This is a genomic window from Borreliella sinica, from assembly GCF_033969665.2.
Taxonomy (GTDB): domain Bacteria; phylum Spirochaetota; class Spirochaetia; order Borreliales; family Borreliaceae; genus Borreliella; species Borreliella sinica.
Window position 1 is genome coordinate 581194 of record NZ_CP135180.1, and the last position, 21317, is coordinate 602510.

General features: G+C 28.7%; 24 protein-coding genes. 22 read left to right on the forward strand and 2 right to left on the reverse strand.

Translation table 11 applies throughout. From position 1 onward, the window contains the following. On the reverse strand, positions 1-684 hold the full coding sequence (locus QIA41_RS02710; protein ID WP_320292498.1) for a tetratricopeptide repeat protein: 684 nt from the start codon (positions 682-684) through the stop codon (positions 1-3). Continuing rightward, a complete protein-coding gene (locus QIA41_RS02715; RefSeq protein WP_320292499.1) occupies positions 684-1727 on the reverse strand; it encodes a polyprenyl synthetase family protein in 1044 nt (347 codons plus the stop codon). The genes QIA41_RS02710 and QIA41_RS02715 overlap by 1 nt, the downstream gene beginning before the upstream one ends. Positions 1728-1777: 50 nt before the next feature. Here QIA41_RS02715 and QIA41_RS02720 point away from each other — a divergent pair, with 50 nt between their 5' ends. The 22 genes from QIA41_RS02720 (at position 1778) to fliF (ending at position 21313) form a co-directional block, all read left to right on the forward strand. Further along, positions 1778-2356, forward strand: coding sequence for an RlmE family RNA methyltransferase (locus QIA41_RS02720; protein WP_320292500.1), 579 nt, complete (start codon positions 1778-1780; stop codon positions 2354-2356). A gap of 45 nt (positions 2357-2401) precedes the next feature. Continuing rightward, positions 2402-2932, forward strand: coding sequence for a chemotaxis protein CheW (locus tag QIA41_RS02725; RefSeq protein ID WP_320292501.1), 531 nt, complete (start codon positions 2402-2404; stop codon positions 2930-2932). Next, on the forward strand, positions 2922-3761 hold the full coding sequence (locus QIA41_RS02730) for an NAD(+)/NADH kinase (protein ID WP_320292502.1): 840 nt from the start codon (positions 2922-2924) through the stop codon (positions 3759-3761). Before QIA41_RS02725 ends, QIA41_RS02730 begins: the two co-directional genes overlap by 11 nt. 310 nt (positions 3762-4071) lie before the next feature. Then, the gene (locus QIA41_RS02735; protein ID WP_320292503.1) at positions 4072-4830 is read left to right on the forward strand and encodes a hypothetical protein; all 759 of its coding nucleotides are present in this window, start codon (positions 4072-4074) and stop codon (positions 4828-4830) included. A 31-nt stretch (positions 4831-4861) separates the two neighbouring features. Continuing rightward, a complete protein-coding gene (locus tag QIA41_RS02740) occupies positions 4862-5938 on the forward strand; it encodes a hypothetical protein (protein ID WP_320292800.1) in 1077 nt (358 codons plus the stop codon). Beyond that, on the forward strand, positions 5935-6771 hold the full coding sequence (locus QIA41_RS02745) for a hypothetical protein (RefSeq protein ID WP_320292504.1): 837 nt from the start codon (positions 5935-5937) through the stop codon (positions 6769-6771). Before QIA41_RS02740 ends, QIA41_RS02745 begins: the two co-directional genes overlap by 4 nt. Continuing rightward, on the forward strand, positions 6764-7654 hold the full coding sequence (gene rsmH, locus QIA41_RS02750; RefSeq protein ID WP_320292505.1) for a 16S rRNA (cytosine(1402)-N(4))-methyltransferase RsmH: 891 nt from the start codon (positions 6764-6766) through the stop codon (positions 7652-7654). The genes QIA41_RS02745 and rsmH overlap by 8 nt, the downstream gene beginning before the upstream one ends. Continuing rightward, the gene (locus QIA41_RS02755; RefSeq protein WP_320292506.1) at positions 7651-7932 is read left to right on the forward strand and encodes a hypothetical protein; all 282 of its coding nucleotides are present in this window, start codon (positions 7651-7653) and stop codon (positions 7930-7932) included. Before rsmH ends, QIA41_RS02755 begins: the two co-directional genes overlap by 4 nt. A gap of 22 nt (positions 7933-7954) precedes the next feature. Then, entirely contained in the window at positions 7955-9346 is a 1392-nt protein-coding gene (locus QIA41_RS02760) for a UDP-N-acetylmuramoyl-tripeptide--D-alanyl-D-alanine ligase (protein WP_320292507.1), read from the forward strand. Positions 9347-9363: 17 nt separating this feature from the next. Further along, complete coding sequence (gene mraY, locus QIA41_RS02765; protein WP_320292508.1) at positions 9364-10419, forward strand: phospho-N-acetylmuramoyl-pentapeptide-transferase; 1056 nt, start codon at positions 9364-9366, stop codon at positions 10417-10419. Between the two features lie 42 nt (positions 10420-10461). Beyond that, a complete protein-coding gene (ftsW, locus tag QIA41_RS02770; RefSeq protein ID WP_320292801.1) occupies positions 10462-11520 on the forward strand; it encodes a putative lipid II flippase FtsW in 1059 nt (352 codons plus the stop codon). A gap of 36 nt (positions 11521-11556) precedes the next feature. Next, on the forward strand, positions 11557-12300 hold the full coding sequence (locus QIA41_RS02775; RefSeq protein WP_320292509.1) for a cell division protein FtsQ/DivIB: 744 nt from the start codon (positions 11557-11559) through the stop codon (positions 12298-12300). Further along, on the forward strand, positions 12300-13541 hold the full coding sequence (gene ftsA / locus QIA41_RS02780) for a cell division protein FtsA (RefSeq protein WP_320292510.1): 1242 nt from the start codon (positions 12300-12302) through the stop codon (positions 13539-13541). Before QIA41_RS02775 ends, ftsA begins: the two co-directional genes overlap by 1 nt. A 21-nt stretch (positions 13542-13562) precedes the next feature. After that, the gene (ftsZ, locus tag QIA41_RS02785) at positions 13563-14762 is read left to right on the forward strand and encodes a cell division protein FtsZ (RefSeq protein ID WP_320292511.1); all 1200 of its coding nucleotides are present in this window, start codon (positions 13563-13565) and stop codon (positions 14760-14762) included. Continuing rightward, positions 14763-15455, forward strand: a complete 693-nt coding sequence (locus QIA41_RS02790; RefSeq protein ID WP_320292512.1) for a tetratricopeptide repeat protein — start codon at positions 14763-14765, stop codon at positions 15453-15455. It begins immediately after the preceding gene. Positions 15456-15464: 9 nt separating this feature from the next. Next, on the forward strand, positions 15465-16409 hold the full coding sequence (dprA, locus tag QIA41_RS02795) for a DNA-processing protein DprA (RefSeq protein ID WP_320292802.1): 945 nt from the start codon (positions 15465-15467) through the stop codon (positions 16407-16409). A gap of 9 nt (positions 16410-16418) precedes the next feature. Beyond that, positions 16419-16967, forward strand: coding sequence for an ATP-dependent protease subunit HslV (gene hslV / locus QIA41_RS02800; RefSeq protein WP_320292513.1), 549 nt, complete (start codon positions 16419-16421; stop codon positions 16965-16967). Further along, a complete protein-coding gene (gene hslU, locus QIA41_RS02805) occupies positions 16960-18306 on the forward strand; it encodes an HslU--HslV peptidase ATPase subunit (RefSeq protein WP_320292514.1) in 1347 nt (448 codons plus the stop codon). The genes hslV and hslU overlap by 8 nt, the downstream gene beginning before the upstream one ends. Positions 18307-18339: 33 nt before the next feature. Beyond that, positions 18340-18747, forward strand: coding sequence for a flagellar basal body rod protein FlgB (gene flgB / locus QIA41_RS02810; RefSeq protein ID WP_320292515.1), 408 nt, complete (start codon positions 18340-18342; stop codon positions 18745-18747). A 35-nt stretch (positions 18748-18782) separates the two neighbouring features. Continuing rightward, complete coding sequence (gene flgC / locus QIA41_RS02815) at positions 18783-19241, forward strand: flagellar basal body rod protein FlgC (RefSeq protein ID WP_320292516.1); 459 nt, start codon at positions 18783-18785, stop codon at positions 19239-19241. An 11-nt stretch (positions 19242-19252) separates the two neighbouring features. After that, positions 19253-19588, forward strand: a complete 336-nt coding sequence (gene fliE, locus QIA41_RS02820) for a flagellar hook-basal body complex protein FliE (protein WP_320292517.1) — start codon at positions 19253-19255, stop codon at positions 19586-19588. A gap of 15 nt (positions 19589-19603) precedes the next feature. Further along, positions 19604-21313, forward strand: coding sequence for a flagellar basal-body MS-ring/collar protein FliF (fliF, locus tag QIA41_RS02825; protein WP_320292518.1), 1710 nt, complete (start codon positions 19604-19606; stop codon positions 21311-21313). Positions 21314-21317 lie beyond the last annotated feature (4 nt).

Below are 21317 nucleotides of genomic sequence, written 5' to 3' on the forward strand. Positions count from 1 at the left end.
TTAAGTTCCACATGTTGTATTTTGAATTGTTTTTAAGGTGCTAATTTGGAAATATAATTCTTTTAATTTTTTTCTATTAAAATAATAAAAGGGTATTTGTTTTATTATTTCTAAATTATTTAAAAAAATTGTAAATAAAGTGTCGTCATTAAATGCTAATTGGAATGTATGGATTAATATGGTGTTAAATGCTTCATTTTCATTGTTTATAAAATGATAAATACTTTTTTTAAAAAGAGCATCAATTGCTATAAATATATTTTCTCTAAACAATTCTTTACCGCTTTGAAAAAATTTAATTATGTAGTCCATTGAATTTTCAACTTCTCCTATTAAAAAGTAGGCCCAAGAAATATCCAAAAAGTTTTTTTTATCTTTAAAATCTATTATTTTTAAGTAATCTTGAGATTTAATAATCGCTTTTTTCCAGTTATTATTTAAATATTCTAATTCTGAGAGCAAAAGATGAGCATCAACTTGGTTTTGGTCTATGTTAATTATTTTTTTTAGATTTACTATAGCTTTGTTATATTTTTTTAATTTTTTCAGTTGCATTGATTTTTGGTAAAGTTTTTCTATTTTATATTTGTTTGCTTGTTTATTAAGTTTTAATGTTGATGTTATTGTGGGGTGTATATTTATGATCAAGCCATAAAAAAGCCCCATTATTATTGTTTTTCTCATTATATTCCTTCTTTAATTTGTTCGGCAATGTCTATTAGCAGATTTTTATATTTATTTGTTAATGGGTATAAATTGAGTTCAGCTTTAAATTCGTTTAGATATTTTAAGGCAATAATAGTTGAATTTTTTATTGATTTTGATGAATTTATCATCTCTATTAGCTTAAATATTTCTTTTTTTGAGTTAGTATTTTTTTCAATTTTTATTTGATTAAATTTTGAAATAATTTTTGGTTCAAAATTTTTTTCTTGTAAAAAATAAATTATTGGCAAGCTTTTTTTTCCTTCAAGTAAATCGTCTCCTAATTCTTTGCCATTAATTTTGTTTTTAATGTTTTTAATATCGTCTATTATTTGGAAATAAACGCCAAGTTTTAAGAATGTACTATAAATTTTTTTAGCTTTGTCTTCGTTATTTGTGAGTATTGCAGCTAAAAAGCTAGCCATTCCGAAAAGTGAGGCTGTTTTTAATTCTACTAAAGAAATGTATTCCTTAATGCTTGGAATGTATGATTCATTGTGAAATTTAATATCAATTCCTTGTCCTAGATGAAGATTTGAAAGAGTTGTAAAAAAATTTTCATAAATCAGTAATTTTTGATTTTCTTTTAAATTTGATTTTTCTAGTAATTTTGCAGGTAAAAAATAAATTAAATTTCCAGCATTTATGCTGTTATCTATTCCATAGATTAAATGTATTGCTGATGTACCCCGTCTTTTTAGCGAATTATCTTCAATGTCATCAATAATTAAGCTTCCAGAATGAGGAAGTTCAAGTAGTAGACTTAATTTATATATTAATTTATCGTTTTTTTCTTTTAAACCCAATGCATATGCTAAAAGAATCATTATCATTGGTCTTATTCGCTTTCCACCTCTACTAATGATTTCAATTGCTGGCGCTTTAATATAATCAAGGGTTTCTTTTTTTATTTTAAAAGTAAATTTTAAATCTTTATCTTTGAATAAATTTAAAAAATTAGTTGTTGAAAAGATGTTGTTAATATTTTTTTCAATTTTTTTTAAAAATAGTTTATTTTGCATAATAAGAATTATAATGAAAAAGTATAATAAAGTGTATTAAAGGGATTGCTGTGTATAGCTTGGATGATGAATATTTTAAAAAAGCTAAAAAAGAAGGATATTTAGCAAGATCTGTGTACAAGCTGATAGAGATTGATGAAAAATTTTCTTTATTTTCTTCTGGCAATGTTTTAGATATTGGTGCAGCGCCTGGTAGCTTTTCTCAATATGCTTATAAAAAGCTTAAAAAAGGCGTTCTTGTGTCTGTTGATATTAATGATATTGATCTTAAGTATGTTGATAATTTTTATTTTGTAAAGGGAGACATATTCTCAGATGATACGGTTTTTCAAATTAATAATTTTGGGCCTTATAGCCTTGTAATTAGCGATGTGGCTCCTAAAACTACTGGAAATAGACTTGTAGATACTAGCAATTCTTTTAATCTAAGCATGAGAATAGTAGATTTGTCTCTTGAAGTTTTACTTAAAAAAGGAAATTTGCTTATTAAAGTTTTTCAGGGGGGAGATGAGATGCAAATTTTTAAAAAGTTTGAAAAATATTTTAAATTTGTAAAAAAAATTAGACCCAAAGCCGTAAGGAAAAATTCTTTTGAAATTTATTTTTTGGGTAAAAGTTTTGGCAAGTAGCAAGTTAATTAAATTGTTATAGGTATCAATTTAAAGGTATAAAGTATGTTGAGAAAAGAAAGATCCAAGGACGGTAAGTCGCAACTTCAAGTTGCAGGTTTTAAAATAGGCAAAGAAAGTTATGGGGTTTCAATAGAGCATATTAGAGAAATTATTAAAGTCCCATCAGAAGGAGTTTATGCGATACCAAATGTTCCAGAATATATTATAGGTATTTATAATCTTAGGGGCAGTATTATTCCTTTAGTCAATTTGAATATTAAATTTAAAGTTCCTTCTATTTCGATAACAGAAGAAGATATGCTTTTAACAGGATACTTAATAGTTAAGATTGAAAATAAACTTTTGGGTATTTTTGTTGATAGGGTTCTTAAAGTTATTAGCTTTGATGATTCTAGGGTTCAAGAACCCCCCGCTACTTTGCAAACTTTAGATAGAAAATATATATCTGGAGTTGTAAAACTTGAAGAGGCTGATAATCTTGAGAGTGAATATTTAGTATTAATTGATATTGTAAAAATTTTTGATAAAGGTGAATTTGACAATATTCCCTATAAAGATCAACATGAAGAATAAGGTTCTTCTTTGTATTAATACTTTAAAGTCGGGAGCTAGTATTTTAGGCAATGATATTAAAGTTTATTTAGAAACTAAGTATTTCATTGAGGTGGTGTTAATAGATGTTAGTAAACCCGCATTCTCTTTCTCAAGAGAAAATTTCCTTTTTTTGATAACCTTAGGAGGAGATGGTACAGTTCTTTTGGCTGTTAATTTGCTTCTTGAAAGTAAAAATATTGATATCCCAATTATTTCAATTAATATGGGGAAGGTGGGGTTTTTAGCAGATATTAAGATTGAAGATTTTAAAAAAGTAATAGATAGATTTTTCAATAATTCTTTAGTTATTAATAAAAAATTTTTGCTTCATGTAACAGTTTATCAGTACGGTAAAGATTTAATTTCTAAATATGCTTTAAATGATATTATTATTCGCTCAAGTGTTCTTAATAAAATGATTTGTATAGATCTTAAGGTTAATTCTGAAAATTTTTTATCATATAAAAGTGACGGGATAATTGTTTCTACTCCAACAGGTTCAACAGGGTATTCTTTCTCAGCAGGAGGCCCCATTTTAGAAGCAGATCTTGAGGGATTTTTACTTACACCTATTTCCCCTCATTCTGTTTATAATCGTTCTTTTGTGTTTTCTAAATTAAGCAAACTTTCTCTTTCTTTCCCTAAGGAATACTTTATAGCATCAGCATCAATTTTTTTAGATGGAATTAATTTTGGTTCTTTCGGAGTTGATGCTGTTTTTGAGTTTGAAATTTCTTCTCAAAGTTTGAATTTTGTTTCATTTTGTACTGATACTTTTGTTAAAAGGTTAAAAAACAAATTATTGTAAGTTTAATGTTTTTAATCCATATTCTTTTAAATAAATATTGTTATTGTTTATTGTTTGAATTTTTGATTTAATCCAATCTTTAGTGAAACTAAAGGATTTTGTATTTTTAAGACTTATTGCTTTTGAAAAGTAGTTAAAGTTTTGCATAATTTATTATATGTATGTTAATGTTTTGCTTATTCACAAAGTTAATACTTTAAGAATGTTTTTTATAAATTTATAACTTGTTAAAATATTTAATATGGTTGTTGTTAAAATCAATATATTAGATAGCCAATAAATCGCTTTTGTATGAGTTAGGCAGGTGTTTATGGATTTAATTGATAATGAAAATTATAAAAAAATACTATATATAAATAATCTTGTTTTAAAAACCTTAAATGATATAGCTTTTATAAAAGAAAATAATAAATTTACGTCAAATTCTAAGCTTTCATTTGATCTTATCAATTTCAATTTAAATGTTTTAAGCTATATTTCGTCTTTAAATTATTTTTATACTAAACCCAGATTGAAAGTGAATTATTCTATTAAAAAAATTTTGTCTGGATTGATTTCTGATTTTAGTTTAGTTATTAGCCCTGTTCTTAATATCACCCCAAGTGAGTTAATTGAAATGCCTCAATCTCTTAATTTAAATCCCGAAGAGAGGTTTTTAATTGTTAAAAAATTGGGCTATTTGATAGATTTGGCTAAAAATTTTAGCAAAAAAGATTCCAAAACACTTGTTTTTCTTGAAGATATGTATCTTAAATTTATTGTTTTTTCTAAAAACATTATTGATTTTAGAGGTTTTTCTAAAAATTTAGAACTTGAGAGTCCTTATTATAAATTTCAATTTGAACATCTTATTAAAGTGTTGGAGCTTTTAGAAGAAGGAGCATTTATTTTGAGGAGCAAATATGAGCTTAGTGGATCTCATGAATTTGGATTGCATTCTCTTGATTATCTTGAGGCTGGAAGAGTTTTAGCTATTATATCTTCTCAAAAAGAATCTGCTGAAAAATTTTCAAGGTTTCATGAAGTTTGGTCTTCAAAGTTTAATTCAGATTTAATTAAAGCAAAATAGATAGATTAAAATGGGGGGGGGAATAGTTATATTGAGTTTTAATGCAGAAGAAGGCACAATTAAATTTAGAAAATTAAAAATTTTTTTGATTTTGAGTTTGTTTTTATTATTTATAATTTTGATTGATTTTTTTATAAGATCTACTATGAATGTATCTAATTTTTATGATTTTAAGAATTTTGAAAATAAATCTGATTATAAAAATATGAATTCAAGCAAGAATGTTTTTATATCAAACAAAGTTTTAAATCTTAATTTTGCTAAGTCTGGTTATTCTCTTTTAAGTGACAACTTAATAAGTTATTCAGACTATTATTATGTGCTTTTTAATTCTAATAAGGATTATTCTGTTTTTTCTGTTAAGAATAATAAATTTTTATTTACACTTAAGTTCAAAGATTATGTTTTTGTATTAAATAATTTAATTTTTACTTTAGACAACTTTTATAGAACTTTAGAGGTTTATGATTCTGTAGGAAATAATATATTAGCCCTCAATTTTTTATCCTCAATTTTAAGTGTGGATTATAATAATGAAATTTTGGTCTTAGGGCTTTCTAATGGTGAGGTTTATATATATAAACAAGGCAAGGTAACTTATATGGAAAATTTTCTAGAGAAAATATTTTCAACATGTTTTGTTAAATTAAGTGCTGATAATAAATATTTAGTTTTACTAAAAGGTAATTCTGAATATTTATTAGAAATAATTGATTTAGAAAGTAATTATAAAAAAATTTTAGAATTAAACAATTTAACCATTGATAGTTTTGAGACTTTTATAAAAATAGATGATTATTATAATTTATTCGTTGAAGGCAAAGATTCATTTATGGTGATAAATATTAAAAATGGTAAAATATTTAAAGTTGAAAATAAAAATTCTATTTTAAAAGCATCATATGATTATTTTCAAAATGTTTACAGATTATATTTTTATTCTGAAAGTGAGAAAATTATTAATATAAAAACTTATTCTGCAAATTCTTTTAGATTAATTGATAATGTTTTTATTAAAGATGAGATAAGCTCTTTTGTTGAATTTGGAAAGGGATTTTTGTATTTTAATAGTAATAAGGATTTAAAATACTTGGGATTGGGTCAGTGATTTTAATTGTTTTTATATTTTTCTTTAATATTTTAGATTTATATCCATTTTTGGAATTTAGAAATGATGAAAAGTTTGCTTTAGTTAAAGATTTTGGCGTATTGGATAATGATAAATTGAATATTGGAGTAAGGCTAAGACCTTTAGAAAAAGTTATATCTGTTTTTTCAAATAATTATAAAATCTTATATTTGAAAAATAGATTAGATAGGAATAGTAGTATTTTAATTATTTTTGACAATGATTTAAATTTGAGCTTAGAGATTTTAGGGGGATTTTTTTATAAACTTGGAAAGATTTTTTTAAAAGATGAAAAGAGTGTTATTGATTTAGTAGTTAATGATTCTAATGCTAAAAAGATTATTAATCCTTTGTTTGTTATCAAGAATAGAAACAATGTAGTTGCTGAGACAGTCTATACTTTAGGTGATGTTTTTTTAAAAGGAAAGGGCGATGATGAAAGGTTGGAATTATCAAAAAATATAAATTTAAATGTTGATTCTGGTCAATACAACCTTTTGTTATATTTTAATACCCAAAAAGTAGAATCTTTTGGAAATTCTCTTAAAGGAATTTATTATTTTGAAGCTATTTTGAATAATAATAGTATTTTTCGCTCAGATTTTCAAAATATTTTTTTGATTAACAATACGTATGCTTTAACCCAAGAGAAAGATTATGGGTTAGATATTTTGAGTATTAAAAAAGATGGCGGATGCCTTAAAATAAATGATCTTAATTTTATTAAAGGTAGTAATGAACTTAAAATAAAATATGGCGATGTTTATGGAAATGAAAAAAAAATAATTTATAGGTTTAAATTAAATGAATAATAATGTTTTTCATTTTCCAGTACTACTTGGTGCAATTTGTAAGCTTATAGAAAATTTGCCTGTAAAAAACGATTTAATATATATCGATTCTACTCTTGGAGAGGGTGTTCATGCAAAAGCTATTCTTGAAAAATATAATTTTTTAAGTTTAGTTGGAATTGAAAGAGATTCTCAAATTTTAGAAAGGGCAAAGCAGTTTCTTCTTATTTTCGAAAATAGAGTTACGTATTTTAATGATTGGTTTGATAATTTTTTTTTCAATTACCCTTTAAATGTCAAAGCCAATTTTATTTTAGTTGATCTTGGTATTTCTATGTTTCATTACAAAGGCAGTAAAAAAGGATTTTCTTTTCTTGAAGATGAACCTTTAGATATGAGACTTTGTTCTTCTTCTTGTAGCATTAGTGCGGCCGAGATTGTAAACACTTTTAATAAATATGATCTTGAAAGTTTAATTTATGATTTAAGCAATGAACATTATTCTAGAAGAATTTCTAAAGCTATTGTAGAATATCGAAAAATTAAAAAAATACAAACTACAAAAGAGTTGCAATCTATAATAAATAAAGTTTATCCTTTTTCAAAATTTAAAATAAATCCGGCTACAAAAACTTTCCAAGCTTTAAGAATTTATGTGAATGATGAACTTACCAGGCTTAAAAGGAGTTTGCCTTTGTGGATAGAAAATTTAGCCAAAGATGGAGTTTTAGCTATTATTACATTTCATTCAATAGAAGATCGTATTGTAAAAGATTTTTTTAGAAGTTTAAATTGCGATTTGTATGCTAGGATTTCAAAAAAGCCCATTATTCCTAGTTTTGATGAGATTAAAAAAAACAAACCTTCAAGGAGCGCAAAGCTTAGAGCTTTGAAAAAATTATGAATAATATAAGTAAGATTGAGTTTGGAATTTATTGTATTTTAATTTTAATATTAACAGTTATAGTTTGTTTTAATATTTACTTGAATTTCAGATATGTTGTAAAGCTTAGAGAATTTAATCACTTAGATAGTGAGCAGGAAAATATTATTGATGATAATTTAAGATTGCTGACAGTAATATATGAGCTTGAAAATATTAATAGAATAGAGAGTGTTGGTTTTGGAGAATTAAATTTGGAAAAAAAAGCTAATGAAGATATAAATATTTTTACTGAGTAAAAGATTTTAGAATGAGGTTTTGGTGCGTATAAAGATTAAGGATATTTTAATCTCTTCTAAGGATGTGAAGTTTGTAGGAAATATAAAAAATATTGAAAAGGTAGTATCGTTTTACTCGTTAGATAGTCGCGAAATAAATGATGATAATATCAATGTTAGTCTTTATTTTGCACATAAAGGAAATAAAGTAGATGGATTTTCTTTTGTTAAGTATTTAATTGATTTAGGTGTTAAATGTTTTATATGTTCAAGAGATCATGAATCTGAGTGTATTGAATATTTAAATGATAATGAAGGGTTAGTTTTTTTGCTTACTAGCAATGTAATAAAACTTCTTCAAACTTTAGCATCTCGTTTAATTGAAAGAACAGGTTTTAAAAGAATTGCTATTACTGGTAGCAATGGCAAGACTACAACCAAAGAAATGCTTTATAGCATACTTTCAAAGAAATATAAAACTTACAAAACTTGGGGCAATTTAAATTCCGACATTGGGCTGCCTCTTAGCATTTTAAGGGTAGAAGGTGATGAAGAATATGCTGTTTTCGAAGTTGGGGTTAGTTATGTTGGAGAAATGGATCTTTTATCCCAAATTTTAAAACCAGAAATTGTTATTATTACGAATATAAGCTATGCACATATGCAAGCTTTCAAAGAGTTACAATCTATTGCTTTTGAAAAGAGCAAAATAATTGGCAAAAACATTGAAATCTTTGTTGCAAATGAAATGAATGATTATTGTCTTTATCTTGAAAAAAGAGCAAAAATTGCAAATCCAAATGTTAAAATTATTTATTTTGATTTTAAAAATCTTAATATTAAATCATTTTCTTTTCTAGAAGGGAAATTTTCTTATGATTTTGTTTACAAAGGTTTTAAGTACTCTATTTTATTGCTAGGTAGGCATAATATTTTTAATGCAATAGGATGCATTAATTTGGCCTTATTTTTGGGAATGAAAGAAAAAGAAATAAGAGAAGGTCTTATTGAAACTGCTTTTCAAAAGGGTAGGGCAGAAATTTTAACAAAAAATGGATATTTAATTTTAAATGATTCTTATAATGGTAATATGGGCTCTTTTATGGCCTTAAAAAATATGATTTTAGATCTTAATATTCAAAATAAAAAATTTATAGTTCTTGGATCTTTTAAAGAACTTGGGGGATTTGCATACAAAACTCACAAGGATTTAATTCAAGAGGCTATTTTAATGAACTTTGATAAAATTTTTTTAATTGGTAAAGAATTTTTAGATGTTAGGGATTCTGAAAATTTAGTTAAAAAGTGTTTATATTATTTTAGTGAGTTTGATAAATTTATTGATTTTTTTTTAAAAAGCCTAGAACCTTCAGTTTTTATTGTCATTAAAGGCTCAAGGTTTAATAGATTGGAGAGAATTTTAAATTATATTTAGATAATAATGAGGTTCTTATGTTTTACCTTTTAGGTTTGCGTTTACTCAAATATATTACCTTTAGAATGGCTTATGCTACAATTTTTGCATTTTTGCTTTCTTTGATTGTAGGTCCGCATATTATTTTAAGGCTAAAAAAATTGAGAGCCGATCAGATTTTAAGAGAAGATGGTCCTAAAAGACATTTGAGTGAAAAAACAGGAATTCCTACTATGGGAGGCATTCTTATTTTTTTTTGTGTTTTTATCTCTTTAGTGTTTTGGAGCAATATTTTAAATGTTTATTTTTTGATTATGGTTTTTGTTATGCTAGGATTTGCTTTTTTGGGATTTATAGATGATTTTTTGAAAATCAAAAAGAAGACCCCAGATGGGCTTAAAGCCCGATTCAAAATTTATGGGCAGATAATATTTTCTTTTATTTCTGTTAGCATTTTGTATTATTTTGGAAGTGAACATGTTAGTATAATTTATTTTCCTTTTATTAAGTCTTTCCAAATAGATTTGGGAATGTTCTACATCCCTTTTGGTATGTTTATTTTAATTTCTGCTTCTAATTCTTTTAATTTAACAGATGGGCTTGATGGTCTTGCAATTGGATTAAGCATAGTTATAACAGGGGCTTTAATAATAATTGCTTATCTTACAAGTAGAGCTGATTTTGCAGCTTATTTGCATATTCCAAATATTAAAGGCTCTGAAGAGCTTGTAATATTTTTAGGTGCGTTACTTGGAGGTAGTTTTGGATTTTTATGGTTTAATGCCTATCCTGCTAAAATTATGATGGGAGATACAGGCAGTCTAGCTTTGGGTGCTATTCTTGGAATGGCCGCTTTGATTTTAAAAAGTGAAATACTTTTTTCAATTCTTGCAGGTGTTTTTATTATTGAAACTATGTCTGTAATTATTCAAGTTATGGTTTATAAAAAGACTAAAAAAAGAGTATTTAAAATGGCCCCACTTCATCATCATTTCGAAGAACTTGGGTGGTCTGAAATGCAAGTTGTTATTAGATTTTGGATAATAGGGCTTATATTTGCTATACTTGCTTTAAGTACGATAAAAATCAGATAATTTGTTATGTTTGTAGAGATAAATTCACTTAGGTCATGTTATTTGCTTGTTTTGCTACTATTGGTAGCCTACGGGCTTGTGGTTTTTTATACTTCTTCTTTTTTTCTAAGCTTAGAGCTAACCGGTAATCCAAATTTTTTATTTTTTACAAGACTTAATTATCTTTTTTTAAGTTTTATAGCTTTTCTTGTTTTTGAAAGAATTTCTTTAAATTTTTTCAAAAAGACAATATTTCCTTTTTTGGTTATAACTCTTTTTTTAATTATGGCAACTTTTTTATCCCCAAGTATTTCTGGAGCAAAGAGATGGATATTCTTTCAAGGTATTAGTATTCAACCCTCTGAGGTTTTTAAAATATCTTTTACTATTTATCTTTCAGCTTATTTGAGCAAGTTCGATCCGAGAAGAAATAATAGTATTTCATACTGGTTAAAGCCAATGTTGATTTTTGCAATTTTTTGGGTTTTAATAATTTTGCAAAATGATTATTCAACAGCTATTTATTTTGCTATTCTCTTTTTTATTGTTTTGTTTGTTTCTAATATGGCATTTAGTTATGTTTTTGCCATTGTGATTACTTTTTTGCCAGTTTCTGCTATATTTTTGATGCTTGAACCTTATAGGGTTTCTAGAATTTTTGCTTTTCTTAATCCTTATGATGATCCTTCTGGTAAAGGTTACCAAATAATAGCATCTCTTAATGCTTTAAAAAGTGGGGGAATTTTAGGCAAAGGGCTGGGAATGGGGGAGATAAAACTTGGAAAACTACCAGAGGCCAATTCCGATTTTATTTTTTCAGTTCTTGGAGAAGAATTGGGATTTTTGGGTATTTTGTTTGCCATAGGGTTATTTTTTTTGTTTTTTTACTTTGGCTATTTTATAGCTATTCACTCTAATAGTAGGTTCAAATTTTTTATTGCGTTTATTTCAAGTCTTGCAATTTTTCTTCAAAGTATGATGAATATTTTAATTGCGATTGGTCTTTTGCCTCCCACCGGTATAAATTTGCCGTTTTTTTCATCTGGAGGATCTTCTATTATTGTTACCATGGCACTTTCTGGTCTTATTTCAAATGTTGCAAAGAACTTAAGTAATAATTGATCGGATTTTTCTACTAAGTATAAGTCGGGTTAGTTTATGATTTTTGAAAGGAAATTTTTAATTAAGTATATATATTTTTTAACGTCTTTGATTTTTTTTGAAATGATAATTATTGTTTTTGCGTCTCCTTATTTTTTGATTAGATATATTAGCATTAATGATGATACTTCTTTTTCCAAAGAGGATATAATTAAGATTTCAGGAATCAAGCCCAATACATATTATCATAATGCTAATGTTAAAATATATGAGGAGAATCTTAAAAGAGATTTAAGGATAAAGGGCGTTAAAGTTGATCTTAAGTTTCCTAATAAAATCAGTATTAAAATAGAGAGAAGAATACCCATTGCTGTTGCTTTAGAAAACTTAAATGGCAATATTACTTATTATTGTATCGCATCAGACGGTGTGATTTTAGAAAAAAGTAAAAATTTAATTTATGATTTACCTATAATTAGCGGATTGGTTTTGAATGACAATAATGTAGGAGATTTTCTAGAGGATAGAATGCTTAATGTTGTAAGGGGCCTTGATTATCTTAAAATAAATCAAAAATATTTGTATAATTTAATATCAGAGGTGAATTTTTTAAAATTGAATTTCTATGATTATAATGTAATTTTGTATGTTAAAAGTATATATAATAAAATATTGATAACAGTTGATATGGATTTAATGGATGTGATGCATAAAGCGTTTCTTGCAGTTGATTTACTTAAAGGAAAGCCTAGCGTTATAGATTTAAGAAGTGGTGATATCATTTTGTTAGGAGAAGGTTAGTGTCTAGGAATTTGATAGTAGGTTTGGATGTTGGAACTTCAAAAATTTGTACTGTTGTTGCTGAGGTAAATTTGAATGATCAATTAGAGATAGTTGGAATAGGCACTAGTATATCAAGAGGAGTTAGGAAAGGGGTTTTAATAAATATTGAAGCGGCCCTTGATTCAATATCCAATTCTATTGAGGCTGCAGAGCTCATTTCGGGATGTGATATTACATCGCTTTCAGTTTCTATGTCTGGAAGTAGTGTTGAGGGAACTAATTCGCGTGGTGTTGTTGCAATAAATTCAAGAACAAGAGAGATTAGTGAAGAAGATGTTGAGAGGGTGATTGAAGCAGCAAAGGCAATTGTCATTCCAATGGATAGAGAAATTCTTCATGTTATTCCTCAAGAATTTATTGTAGATGGAATACCCCATATAAAAAACCCAATAGACATGATGGGTATTCGCCTTGAAGGAGAGGTTCATATTATTACAGGGTCTAGCTCTTCTAGTCAAAATTTAGTCAGATGTGTAAATCGAGCTGGCTTTGCTGTTGATGAGGTTGTTCTTGGAAGCTTAGCTTCATCTTATGCAACCCTTTCTAAAGAAGAACGTGAGATGGGTGTTTTGTTTATTGATATGGGCAAAGGGACAACGGACATTATTCTTTATATTGACGGTTCTCCTTATTATACAGGAGTGATCCCTATTGGTGTTAATAGAGTGACGCTTGATATTGCACAAGTTTGGAAGGTTCCTGAGGATGTTGCTGAAAATATTAAAATAACAGCCGGAATTGCTCATCCATCTATTCTAGAAAGTCAAATGGAAACTGTAATTATTCCAAATCTTGGAACTCGACCTCCACAAGAGAAAAGCAGAAAAGAGTTGTCTGTAATAATTAATTCAAGATTGAGAGAAATTTTTGAAATGATGAGAGCGGAAATACTTAAGCGGGGACTTTATAATAAAATTAATGGAGGGATAGTTTTAACAGGTGGAGGAGCTTTATTCCCAGGTATTTCTAATTTAATAGAAGAGGTATTTAATTATCCCGCAAGAATAGGCTTGCCAATGAGTATTAATGGGATTGGGGAAGAGCATATAGATCCCAAGTTTTCTTCAGCTCTAGGTCTTGTTCTTTATAAGCATGAGCAACAAAAATTCAATAAATTAAAGAAGGTAGGCGGAAAAGTTAAAAGAAAAAATAAAATATCTTCAAAGTTGAAAGGTTGGTTTTTGAAAGAATGGTTTTGACCAATCTTGGAGGAAGCGTTGATGAAAGATTATAATATGATTGATAGTCATACAAGGAGATTCGATTCTACTACAAATCCCACAATTCTTAAGGTTATTGGTGCAGGGGGAGGGGGTAGTAATGCTGTTAATCGTATGATTGAATATGGAGTAAGAGATGTTGAATTTATTGTGGCTAATACTGATCTACAGGCTCTCCAAACTTCTATTGCTCCTATAAAGATTGCTCTTGGAGCAAAAGTTACAGCGGGGCTTGGTGCTGGAGGAAAGCCTGAGATTGGGCAAGCCGCAGCAGAGGAAGACATAGATGTTATACGCAACCATCTTTCTGGTGCTGATATGGTATTTATTACTGCTGGTATGGGGGGTGGAACAGGAACTGGAGCTGCTCCGGTTATTGCGCAAGTTGCAAAAGAACTTGGTATTTTAACAGTTGGAGTTGTAACAAAGCCTTTTAAGTTTGAAGGTCCTAAAAAGTTGAGACTTGCCGAGCAAGGAATAAATAACTTAAGAAAGTCAGTAGATACTTTGATTATTATTCCAAATCAAAAGCTTTTAACTGTTGTTGACAAAAGAACCACCATTAAAGATGCTTTTAAGCGTGCAGATGATGTTTTGAGAATGGGTGTTCAAGGTATTGCAGGACTTATTATTGAACATGGAGAGGTTAATATTGATTTTGCTGATGTTAAAAGCATTATGCAAGGGCAAGGTGATGCTTTAATGGGAATCGGATATGGCAAGGGTGAGAATAGAGCCGTTGATGCTGCAACTTCTGCTATTAGCAATCCATTACTTGAAGAGGTTCGCATTGAAGGATCTAAGGGGCTTCTTGTTAATGTTACTGGTGGGGATGATTTTTCATTGCTTGAACTTGAAGAGATTATGGGGATAATTACCGTTAGTGTTGATGATGAGGCTACTGTAATATATGGCCATGCTATCAATTCAAATCTTGAAGATGAGATTTACGTTACAGTTGTTGCTACAGGTTTTGCATCTAAAAAACAAAAAGAAATATCAAATGCACCAGAGAATAATACTTTAAGTTCTAAAGAGTTTGATACTTTAATGTCAGGCAATCAAAATCTCCCCTCTGGATCTTATGATCATCAAGATTCTTCTTTTGCAGCAAAGTCCAAAAATGTCAATTATTTTGATGATGATATTGATGTTCCAACATTTCTTAGAAATTTAAATAAAAAAAGCAGTGATGAGTAAATGAAAATTTTGCAGTTAATAATACTCGTTAATTTATTTTTATCTTGCGGGAGTGAATCTAAAGAAAAATTGAATCTTGGCCTTAGATTAAGAGAATTGGAAATTTCAGGTGGTGGATCTGAATCTAAGATTGAAGTTTATAAGGAATTTATTGAAAAAGAAGATAAGAATATTTTAAAGATTGTTAATTCTATTGATAAGAAAGCCAGATTTTTCAATTTAATTGGTCTGGAATTGTTTACGCTTGGTCAGTATGGACCTGCTATTGAGTATTTTGCTAAAAATTTAGAAATCAACCCCAATAGTTATTTGTCTCATTTTTATGTAGGTGTTGCTTCTTACAATTTAGCTAAAAATTTAAGAGTAAAAGATGAAGTTGAAAAATACATAATTCTTGCTGAAAATTCTTTTTTAAAATCACTTTCAATTAGAGATGATTTTAAAGAATCTCTTTTTGCTATTTCTAATATGTATGTATATGATCTTGATAAACAACTTGAAGCTAAAAATTATTTAAATAAACTTGATGATATGGGTGAGGATTATTTTGAGTTTTTTATGTTAAGAGGTGCAAATTATTATTCGCTAGGTGATCTTGGTAATGCTATATTGTTTTATACTAAAGCTAGTAAAAATGCTTCAACCGAAGAGCAAAAAGAAGGTGTTTCTAGGATCATGAGTAATTTGAAGTAATTATTTATGATTAAACTGCTTTATATTGATAATTTAAAATTTTTAAAAGGCAAAGAAAAATTAAAACTTTTTAATAATTTTGATTTTAATGATATTATTAAAATGACTCAAAAGGACATTGAGTCTTATTTTTTAAGATCATTTAGGAGATCATTTAAGTTGCCCGATTTAAAATTAGTAGAATTGCAAGAAAAAGTTATTAGAAGAACCAATGCCAAAATTGCTATTCTAGGATCTAAATTTTATCCCAATAAACTTAAAAGAATTTATGATCCCCCTTTTGCTATTTACTATAAAGGCAATTTGCCAAATTTTTCTTCATTGTCTTGGGCTGTTGTTGGTTCTAGAAAAATTAGCAAAACTCTTGCCGAGAGAACAAGAGAATTTTCTTCACATCTTGCAAAAAATGGTGTAGAGATTATTTCTGGATTTGCAATTGGAGCTGATATTGAAGCCCATATAGCAGCAATTTCTGAGAATAGGAGGACATTTGCTGTTATTCCAACAGATATTGATAATATTTATCCTAAGCAAAATAGAAAATATGTTTTCAAACTTTTAGAACAAGGTGGAGGAATAATTACCGAAACTTTACCATTTGATAAAATTCAAAATTATTTTTTTGCTAAAAGAAATAGATTGATTTCGGGCTTGTCCGATGCTATTTTTGTAACTTATGCACCTTTAAAATCAGGGGCATTGATTACGGCTGAACTTGGTCTTGACTTAGGGCTTGATATTTATGTTTATGATTTAGATTTTTGTGGTGATGGAGCTGTGAGATTACATGGTTTTGGCGCACAAGAGATAAAAACCATTAAGGATCTTTATGCTTTATTAAATATTGAGTATGTAGATTCCAATGATATTGAAGATGATCCTAAAGAGTATTGTGATTGTAAAAATGTATCTGATGTTCTTATTGGAGAACTTTTAAAAGAGGTATATAAATAGGGGGATAATATGGACTTTAAAGGGACCACAGTTATTGCAATAAAAAAAAATGGTAAAACCGTGGTGGCAGCAGATGGACAAGTAACTTTTGGACATACTGTTTTAAAAAGTAATGCTATTAAAATACGAAAATTGCTTAATGGAAAAATTTTGGCAGGATTTGCAGGTTCAACGTCTGACGCAATTACTCTTTTTGAAAAATTTGAAGAAAAAATCAAGGCCAAAGGTGATGGTTTGATTGACATTAAAAGGGCCGCTGTTGATCTTGCAAAAGATTGGCGTTCTGACAAAATACTTCATAAGCTTGAAGCTATGATGCTTGTTGCTGATTCTAAGAATATTCTTTTAATTTCTGGCACCGGTGATGTTGTTGAACCTGAGGAGGACGTTATTTCAATTGGTAGTGGTGGCAATTATGCATATTCAGCAGCTCTTGCTTACATGGAGAATAAAAAATTAAGTGCTTTTGAAGTTGCACGCAGATCTTTAAAAATAGCAGCAAGAGTATGTATATATACTAATTCCAACATTGTACTTGAGGAGATTGAAAATGAATAAATTAGAAGAGCATTATATAGTTCCCAAAGATGTAGTTGCAGAACTTGATAAGTACATAATAGGACAAGACGAAGCTAAAAAATTAGTATCGATTGCTCTTGTTAATAGGTATATAAGGTCTAGACTTCCAAAAGAAATAAAAGATGAAGTAATGCCTAAAAATATTATTATGATTGGATCAACCGGTATTGGAAAGACCGAGATTGCAAGAAGACTTTCTAAATTGATTAAAGCTCCTTTTATTAAAGTTGAAGCTACAAAATATACTGAGGTTGGTTATGTTGGTCGCGACGTTGAATCTATGGTTAGAGATTTAATGGGCATTGCAGTCAATATGGTAAAAGAGGAGATGTATAGTACTGTAAGAGATGATGCTTTGGTAAAAACAGAAGAGAGAATAGTTGAGAGTCTTTTTAAGGGATCTAGCAATTCTGAGAGTATAGATCCAAATGAACTAAAGGCAGAAGAAAAGGTAAAAGAAAAGCTTAGAAAAAAGCTTAGAGCAGGTGAACTTGATGAGACTACTATTGAAATACAAATCTCTAGTAAGATGCCATTTTCCACAATAGAAATATTTACGGGTGGTAATTTTGAAGAGATTGATATGGGAATTGGTGGTTTATTAGGCAATATATTTGATAGGAAAAAGAAAAGAGAATTAAAGATTAGAAAGGCAAAGGAAATAATTTTAGCAGAAGAGCTTGAGAAATTGGTTGATCATGAAAACATTTCAGATATTGCAAAATCTAAAGTTGAAAATATGGGGATCATTTTTATTGACGAGATCGATAAAATAGCTGCTAAGAATAGAAGTGGCAATGATGTATCTAGAGAAGGTGTTCAAAGAGATATTTTGCCAATTATTGAAGGTTCTAAAGTTAATACAAAATATGGAATAGTCGATACTTCTCATATTTTATTTATTGCAGCAGGAGCATTTAATTTGGCTAAACCTTCTGATTTAATACCTGAGCTTCAAGGTAGATTTCCGATTAAGGTTGAGCTTAAGAGTTTGAGCATAGATGATTTAAAAAGAATTCTAAAACAAACAAAAAATTCTTTAATAAAGCAATATGTTGCGATGTTTAAGGTTTACAATTTAGATTTGAAGTTTAGTGAGGAGGCTATAGATAGAATTGCGGAGCTTACTTTCAATATGAATCTTGAGAATGAAAATCTTGGGGCTAGAAGACTTCACGGTGTTATGGAAAGAGTGCTTGCAGATCTTTTTTTTGAAGTACCCGGAAGTAAGTTAAAAAAATTTGAAATAAACTTAGACTATGTTAATAAAAAAATACAAATTAGCGAACAAAAAGATTTGAATTATTATATAATTTAGTTAAAACAATTTTGAATAGAGGGGGGTTTTAATTTGAATAATTTTGAAAATTCTATAGATTTTTCACATAGATATTTAGATGTTTTAAGTTTAAGGCAAGATGTTATTTCTGATAACATAGCAAATGTAGATACTCCAAATTTCAAAAGAAGTAAAATTTCTTTTGAGTCAGAGCTTGAAAAGGCTTTTTCAAATAAAGATAAAAATGATCTAACCTTAATAAAGTCCAGTGATAAGCATTTGTCTGGGCTTAAAAATCCAGAATATTCGGATGTCAAGCCCCACAGAGTTATTGACCATTTTTCAACTATGAATAATAATGGCAATAATGTTGATATTGATTCTGAGATTAAGGCACTTGTACAAAATCAAATGATGTATCATCTTATGACTAATGTTCAGGCTCATTATTTTAAAAGTATAAATATTGTATTAAAATAAATATTGAAATAAATTAATATCTTAAGGAATGTAAAATGGGATTGTTTTCAAGTATTAATGTAGCTTCAACGGGGTTAACAGCGCAAAGGTTGAGGATTGATGTTATTTCTAATAACATCGCGAATGTTTCTACTTCTAGAACTCCTGATGGCGGGCCTTATAGAAGGCAAAGGATTGTTTTTGCTCCAAGAGTTAATAATCCTTATTGGAAAGGCCCCTTTATTCCAGATTATCTTAATAATGGCGTTGGGCAAGGAGTTAGAGTTGCCAGTATTGAAAAAGATAAGTCTCCATTAAAGTTAAAATATGATCCGACTCATCCCGATTCAATAAGTTTTGGGGATAAAAAAGGTTATGTGGAGCTTCCTAATGTTAATTTAGTTGAAGAGATGGTAGATATGATTTCAGCTTCTCGTGCTTACGAGGCAAATTCTACTGTTATTAATAGTAGTAAGTCTATGTTTAGAAGTGCATTAGCCATACTTCAAAACTAAAGGAGAGATCATTGGTTAGAATAGATGCTTTTTTTACAGAGAATAATATTAATTTAGTTAAAAAAAATCCTTTGCATTTTGATGTGAATCTTGTTAATTCTAAAAGCAGTTCCAAAAATAATGATATTAAAACATTTAAGGATGTTTTAATAAATAGTATTACTGATGTCAACAAAAGCCAATTAAATGTTTCTAAAGTCATGGAACAAGCTGTTATTAAACCCGGTAGCATTGATGTTCATGATTTTGTAATAGCTATGTCTAAAGCTAATATGAATTTAAGCATTTTAAAGGCTGTTGTTGAGAGGGGTATGAAGGCCTATCAAGATATAATCAATATTCGTTAGGGGAGCTATAAGGTTTTGAGCAATTTTTTTACTAATTTTTTTGTTTCAGCAAAAAAAATTTTCAAAAAAGCTAGTGTGGTTCAGAAAATAGCCTTGGGATTGATTATTTTTTTTGTGATTCTTGCGTTTGTTTTTTTGATAGGGCTTTCTACTAAAAGTCAAAGTATTGCTCTTTTTGGAGTTGAGATTAAAGATCAATATCTCTTAGATAGAATATCCCAAAGACTTGATAGAGAGAATGTTAAATATGTTTTGAGTTCCGATGGAAGAATTTATTTGGATGATGAAAAGCTTGCAAAAAAAATGAGAGCAATTCTTGTCAGAGAGGAGCTTGTACCTATCCATATGGATCCATGGGCTTTGTTTGATATTGATAGATGGACTATTACTGATTTTGAAAGAAGCATTAATCTTAGAAGATCTATTACAAGAGCGGTTGAACAACATATTGTAGCTTTAGATGATGTTGATGCTGTTAGCGTTAATCTTGTTATGCCCGAGAGAGCTCTTTTTAAAGAGGCCCAAGAGCCTGTTAAGGCGTCTGTTAGAATTACTCCGAGACCTGGTTCTGATATTATTACCAATAGAAAAAAAGTTGAAGGACTTGTTAAGCTTATTCAATATGCCATTGAAGGTCTTGAATCTGATAATATTGCTATTGTTGATAATAGTGGAACCATTTTAAATGATTTTTCTAATTTAGATGGAATAGATAGAATAGACTTGGCAGAAAAAGAACGTAAATTAAAGCTCAAGTACGAAGCTATGCTTAGAGGGGAAATCGATTCCGCATTAAGTAAGGTTTTATCTGTTGATAGATTCATGATAGCAAGAGTTAATGTAAAACTTGATACCTCAAAAGAAACCACAGAGTCTAAAGAGTATGCTCCTATTGAGCTTCAATCCCAAGATCCAAAAGCTTCTTATAATACTAGAAAAGTGAGTGATTCAACTATTATATCTTCGCAGACTCAAAAAAAAGAATATCAAGGTCAAGGGTATAGTCCGTGGGGGCCTCCTGGGCAGGAAGGCAATACCCCTCCCGAATATCAGGACTTAAGCGATATTACTGGTAAATATAATGAATCTCAAGAAATCAAAAATGTGGCTTTAAATGAAAGAAAATCTACAAGCGAAAAGGAACCCGCTAGAATTGTGGGTGTTTCTCTTGGTATTTTCGTGGATGGTATTTGGAATTTTGTCTATGATGAAAAGGGAGATTTCGTAATAGAAAATGGAATGAGAAAAAGAGAATATAAGCCTATGGCTTTAGAGGAAATAAAAAACATTGAAGATGTTTTGCAAAGTTCTTTCGAATATAAGCCAGAAAGAGGCGATTCAATAACGGTTAGAAATATATCTTTTGATCGTATGAATGAATTTAGAGAAATAGATGAGAATTATTTTGCAAGCGAAAGGTTTAAATATTTTTTATTTATTGCAAGCATAATATTTTCACTATTAATTTTAGTATTTACGATATTTTTTGCAATTTCTAGGGAACTTGAAAGGCGAAGACGTCTCAGAGAAGAGGAATTGGCAAAACAAGCACATTTAAGGCGACAACAAGCTTTAATGGATGGTGGTGACGATATTGGTGTTGATGATGTTGTTGGTGGAATTAGAGAAGGTGATGAGCTTCAAAGTAATGCCGAGCTTTTGGCTAGAGAAAAGCCAGAAGATGTTGCTAAACTTATAAGAACATGGCTTTTGAAAAATGCGTAGAAGG

Coding starts and splice junctions, on each gene's coding strand:
- QIA41_RS02790 (WP_320292512.1), top strand. CDS start 14,763: ATGAAAATTTTGCAGTTAATAATACTCGTTAATTTATTTTTATCTTGC.
- hslV (WP_320292513.1), top strand. CDS start 16,419: ATGGACTTTAAAGGGACCACAGTTATTGCAATAAAAAAAAATGGTAAA.
- QIA41_RS02725 (WP_320292501.1), top strand. CDS start 2,402: ATGTTGAGAAAAGAAAGATCCAAGGACGGTAAGTCGCAACTTCAAGTT.
- QIA41_RS02730 (WP_320292502.1), top strand. CDS start 2,922: ATGAAGAATAAGGTTCTTCTTTGTATTAATACTTTAAAGTCGGGAGCT.
- mraY (WP_320292508.1), top strand. CDS start 9,364: ATGTTTTACCTTTTAGGTTTGCGTTTACTCAAATATATTACCTTTAGA.
- flgC (WP_320292516.1), top strand. CDS start 18,783: ATGGGATTGTTTTCAAGTATTAATGTAGCTTCAACGGGGTTAACAGCG.
- QIA41_RS02755 (WP_320292506.1), top strand. CDS start 7,651: ATGAATAATATAAGTAAGATTGAGTTTGGAATTTATTGTATTTTAATT.
- ftsZ (WP_320292511.1), top strand. CDS start 13,563: ATGAAAGATTATAATATGATTGATAGTCATACAAGGAGATTCGATTCT.
- rsmH (WP_320292505.1), top strand. CDS start 6,764: ATGAATAATAATGTTTTTCATTTTCCAGTACTACTTGGTGCAATTTGT.
- QIA41_RS02735 (WP_320292503.1), top strand. CDS start 4,072: ATGGATTTAATTGATAATGAAAATTATAAAAAAATACTATATATAAAT.
- QIA41_RS02710 (WP_320292498.1), bottom strand. CDS start 684: ATGAGAAAAACAATAATAATGGGGCTTTTTTATGGCTTGATCATAAAT.
- QIA41_RS02775 (WP_320292509.1), top strand. CDS start 11,557: ATGATTTTTGAAAGGAAATTTTTAATTAAGTATATATATTTTTTAACG.
- QIA41_RS02715 (WP_320292499.1), bottom strand. CDS start 1,727: ATGCAAAATAAACTATTTTTAAAAAAAATTGAAAAAAATATTAACAAC.
- hslU (WP_320292514.1), top strand. CDS start 16,960: ATGAATAAATTAGAAGAGCATTATATAGTTCCCAAAGATGTAGTTGCA.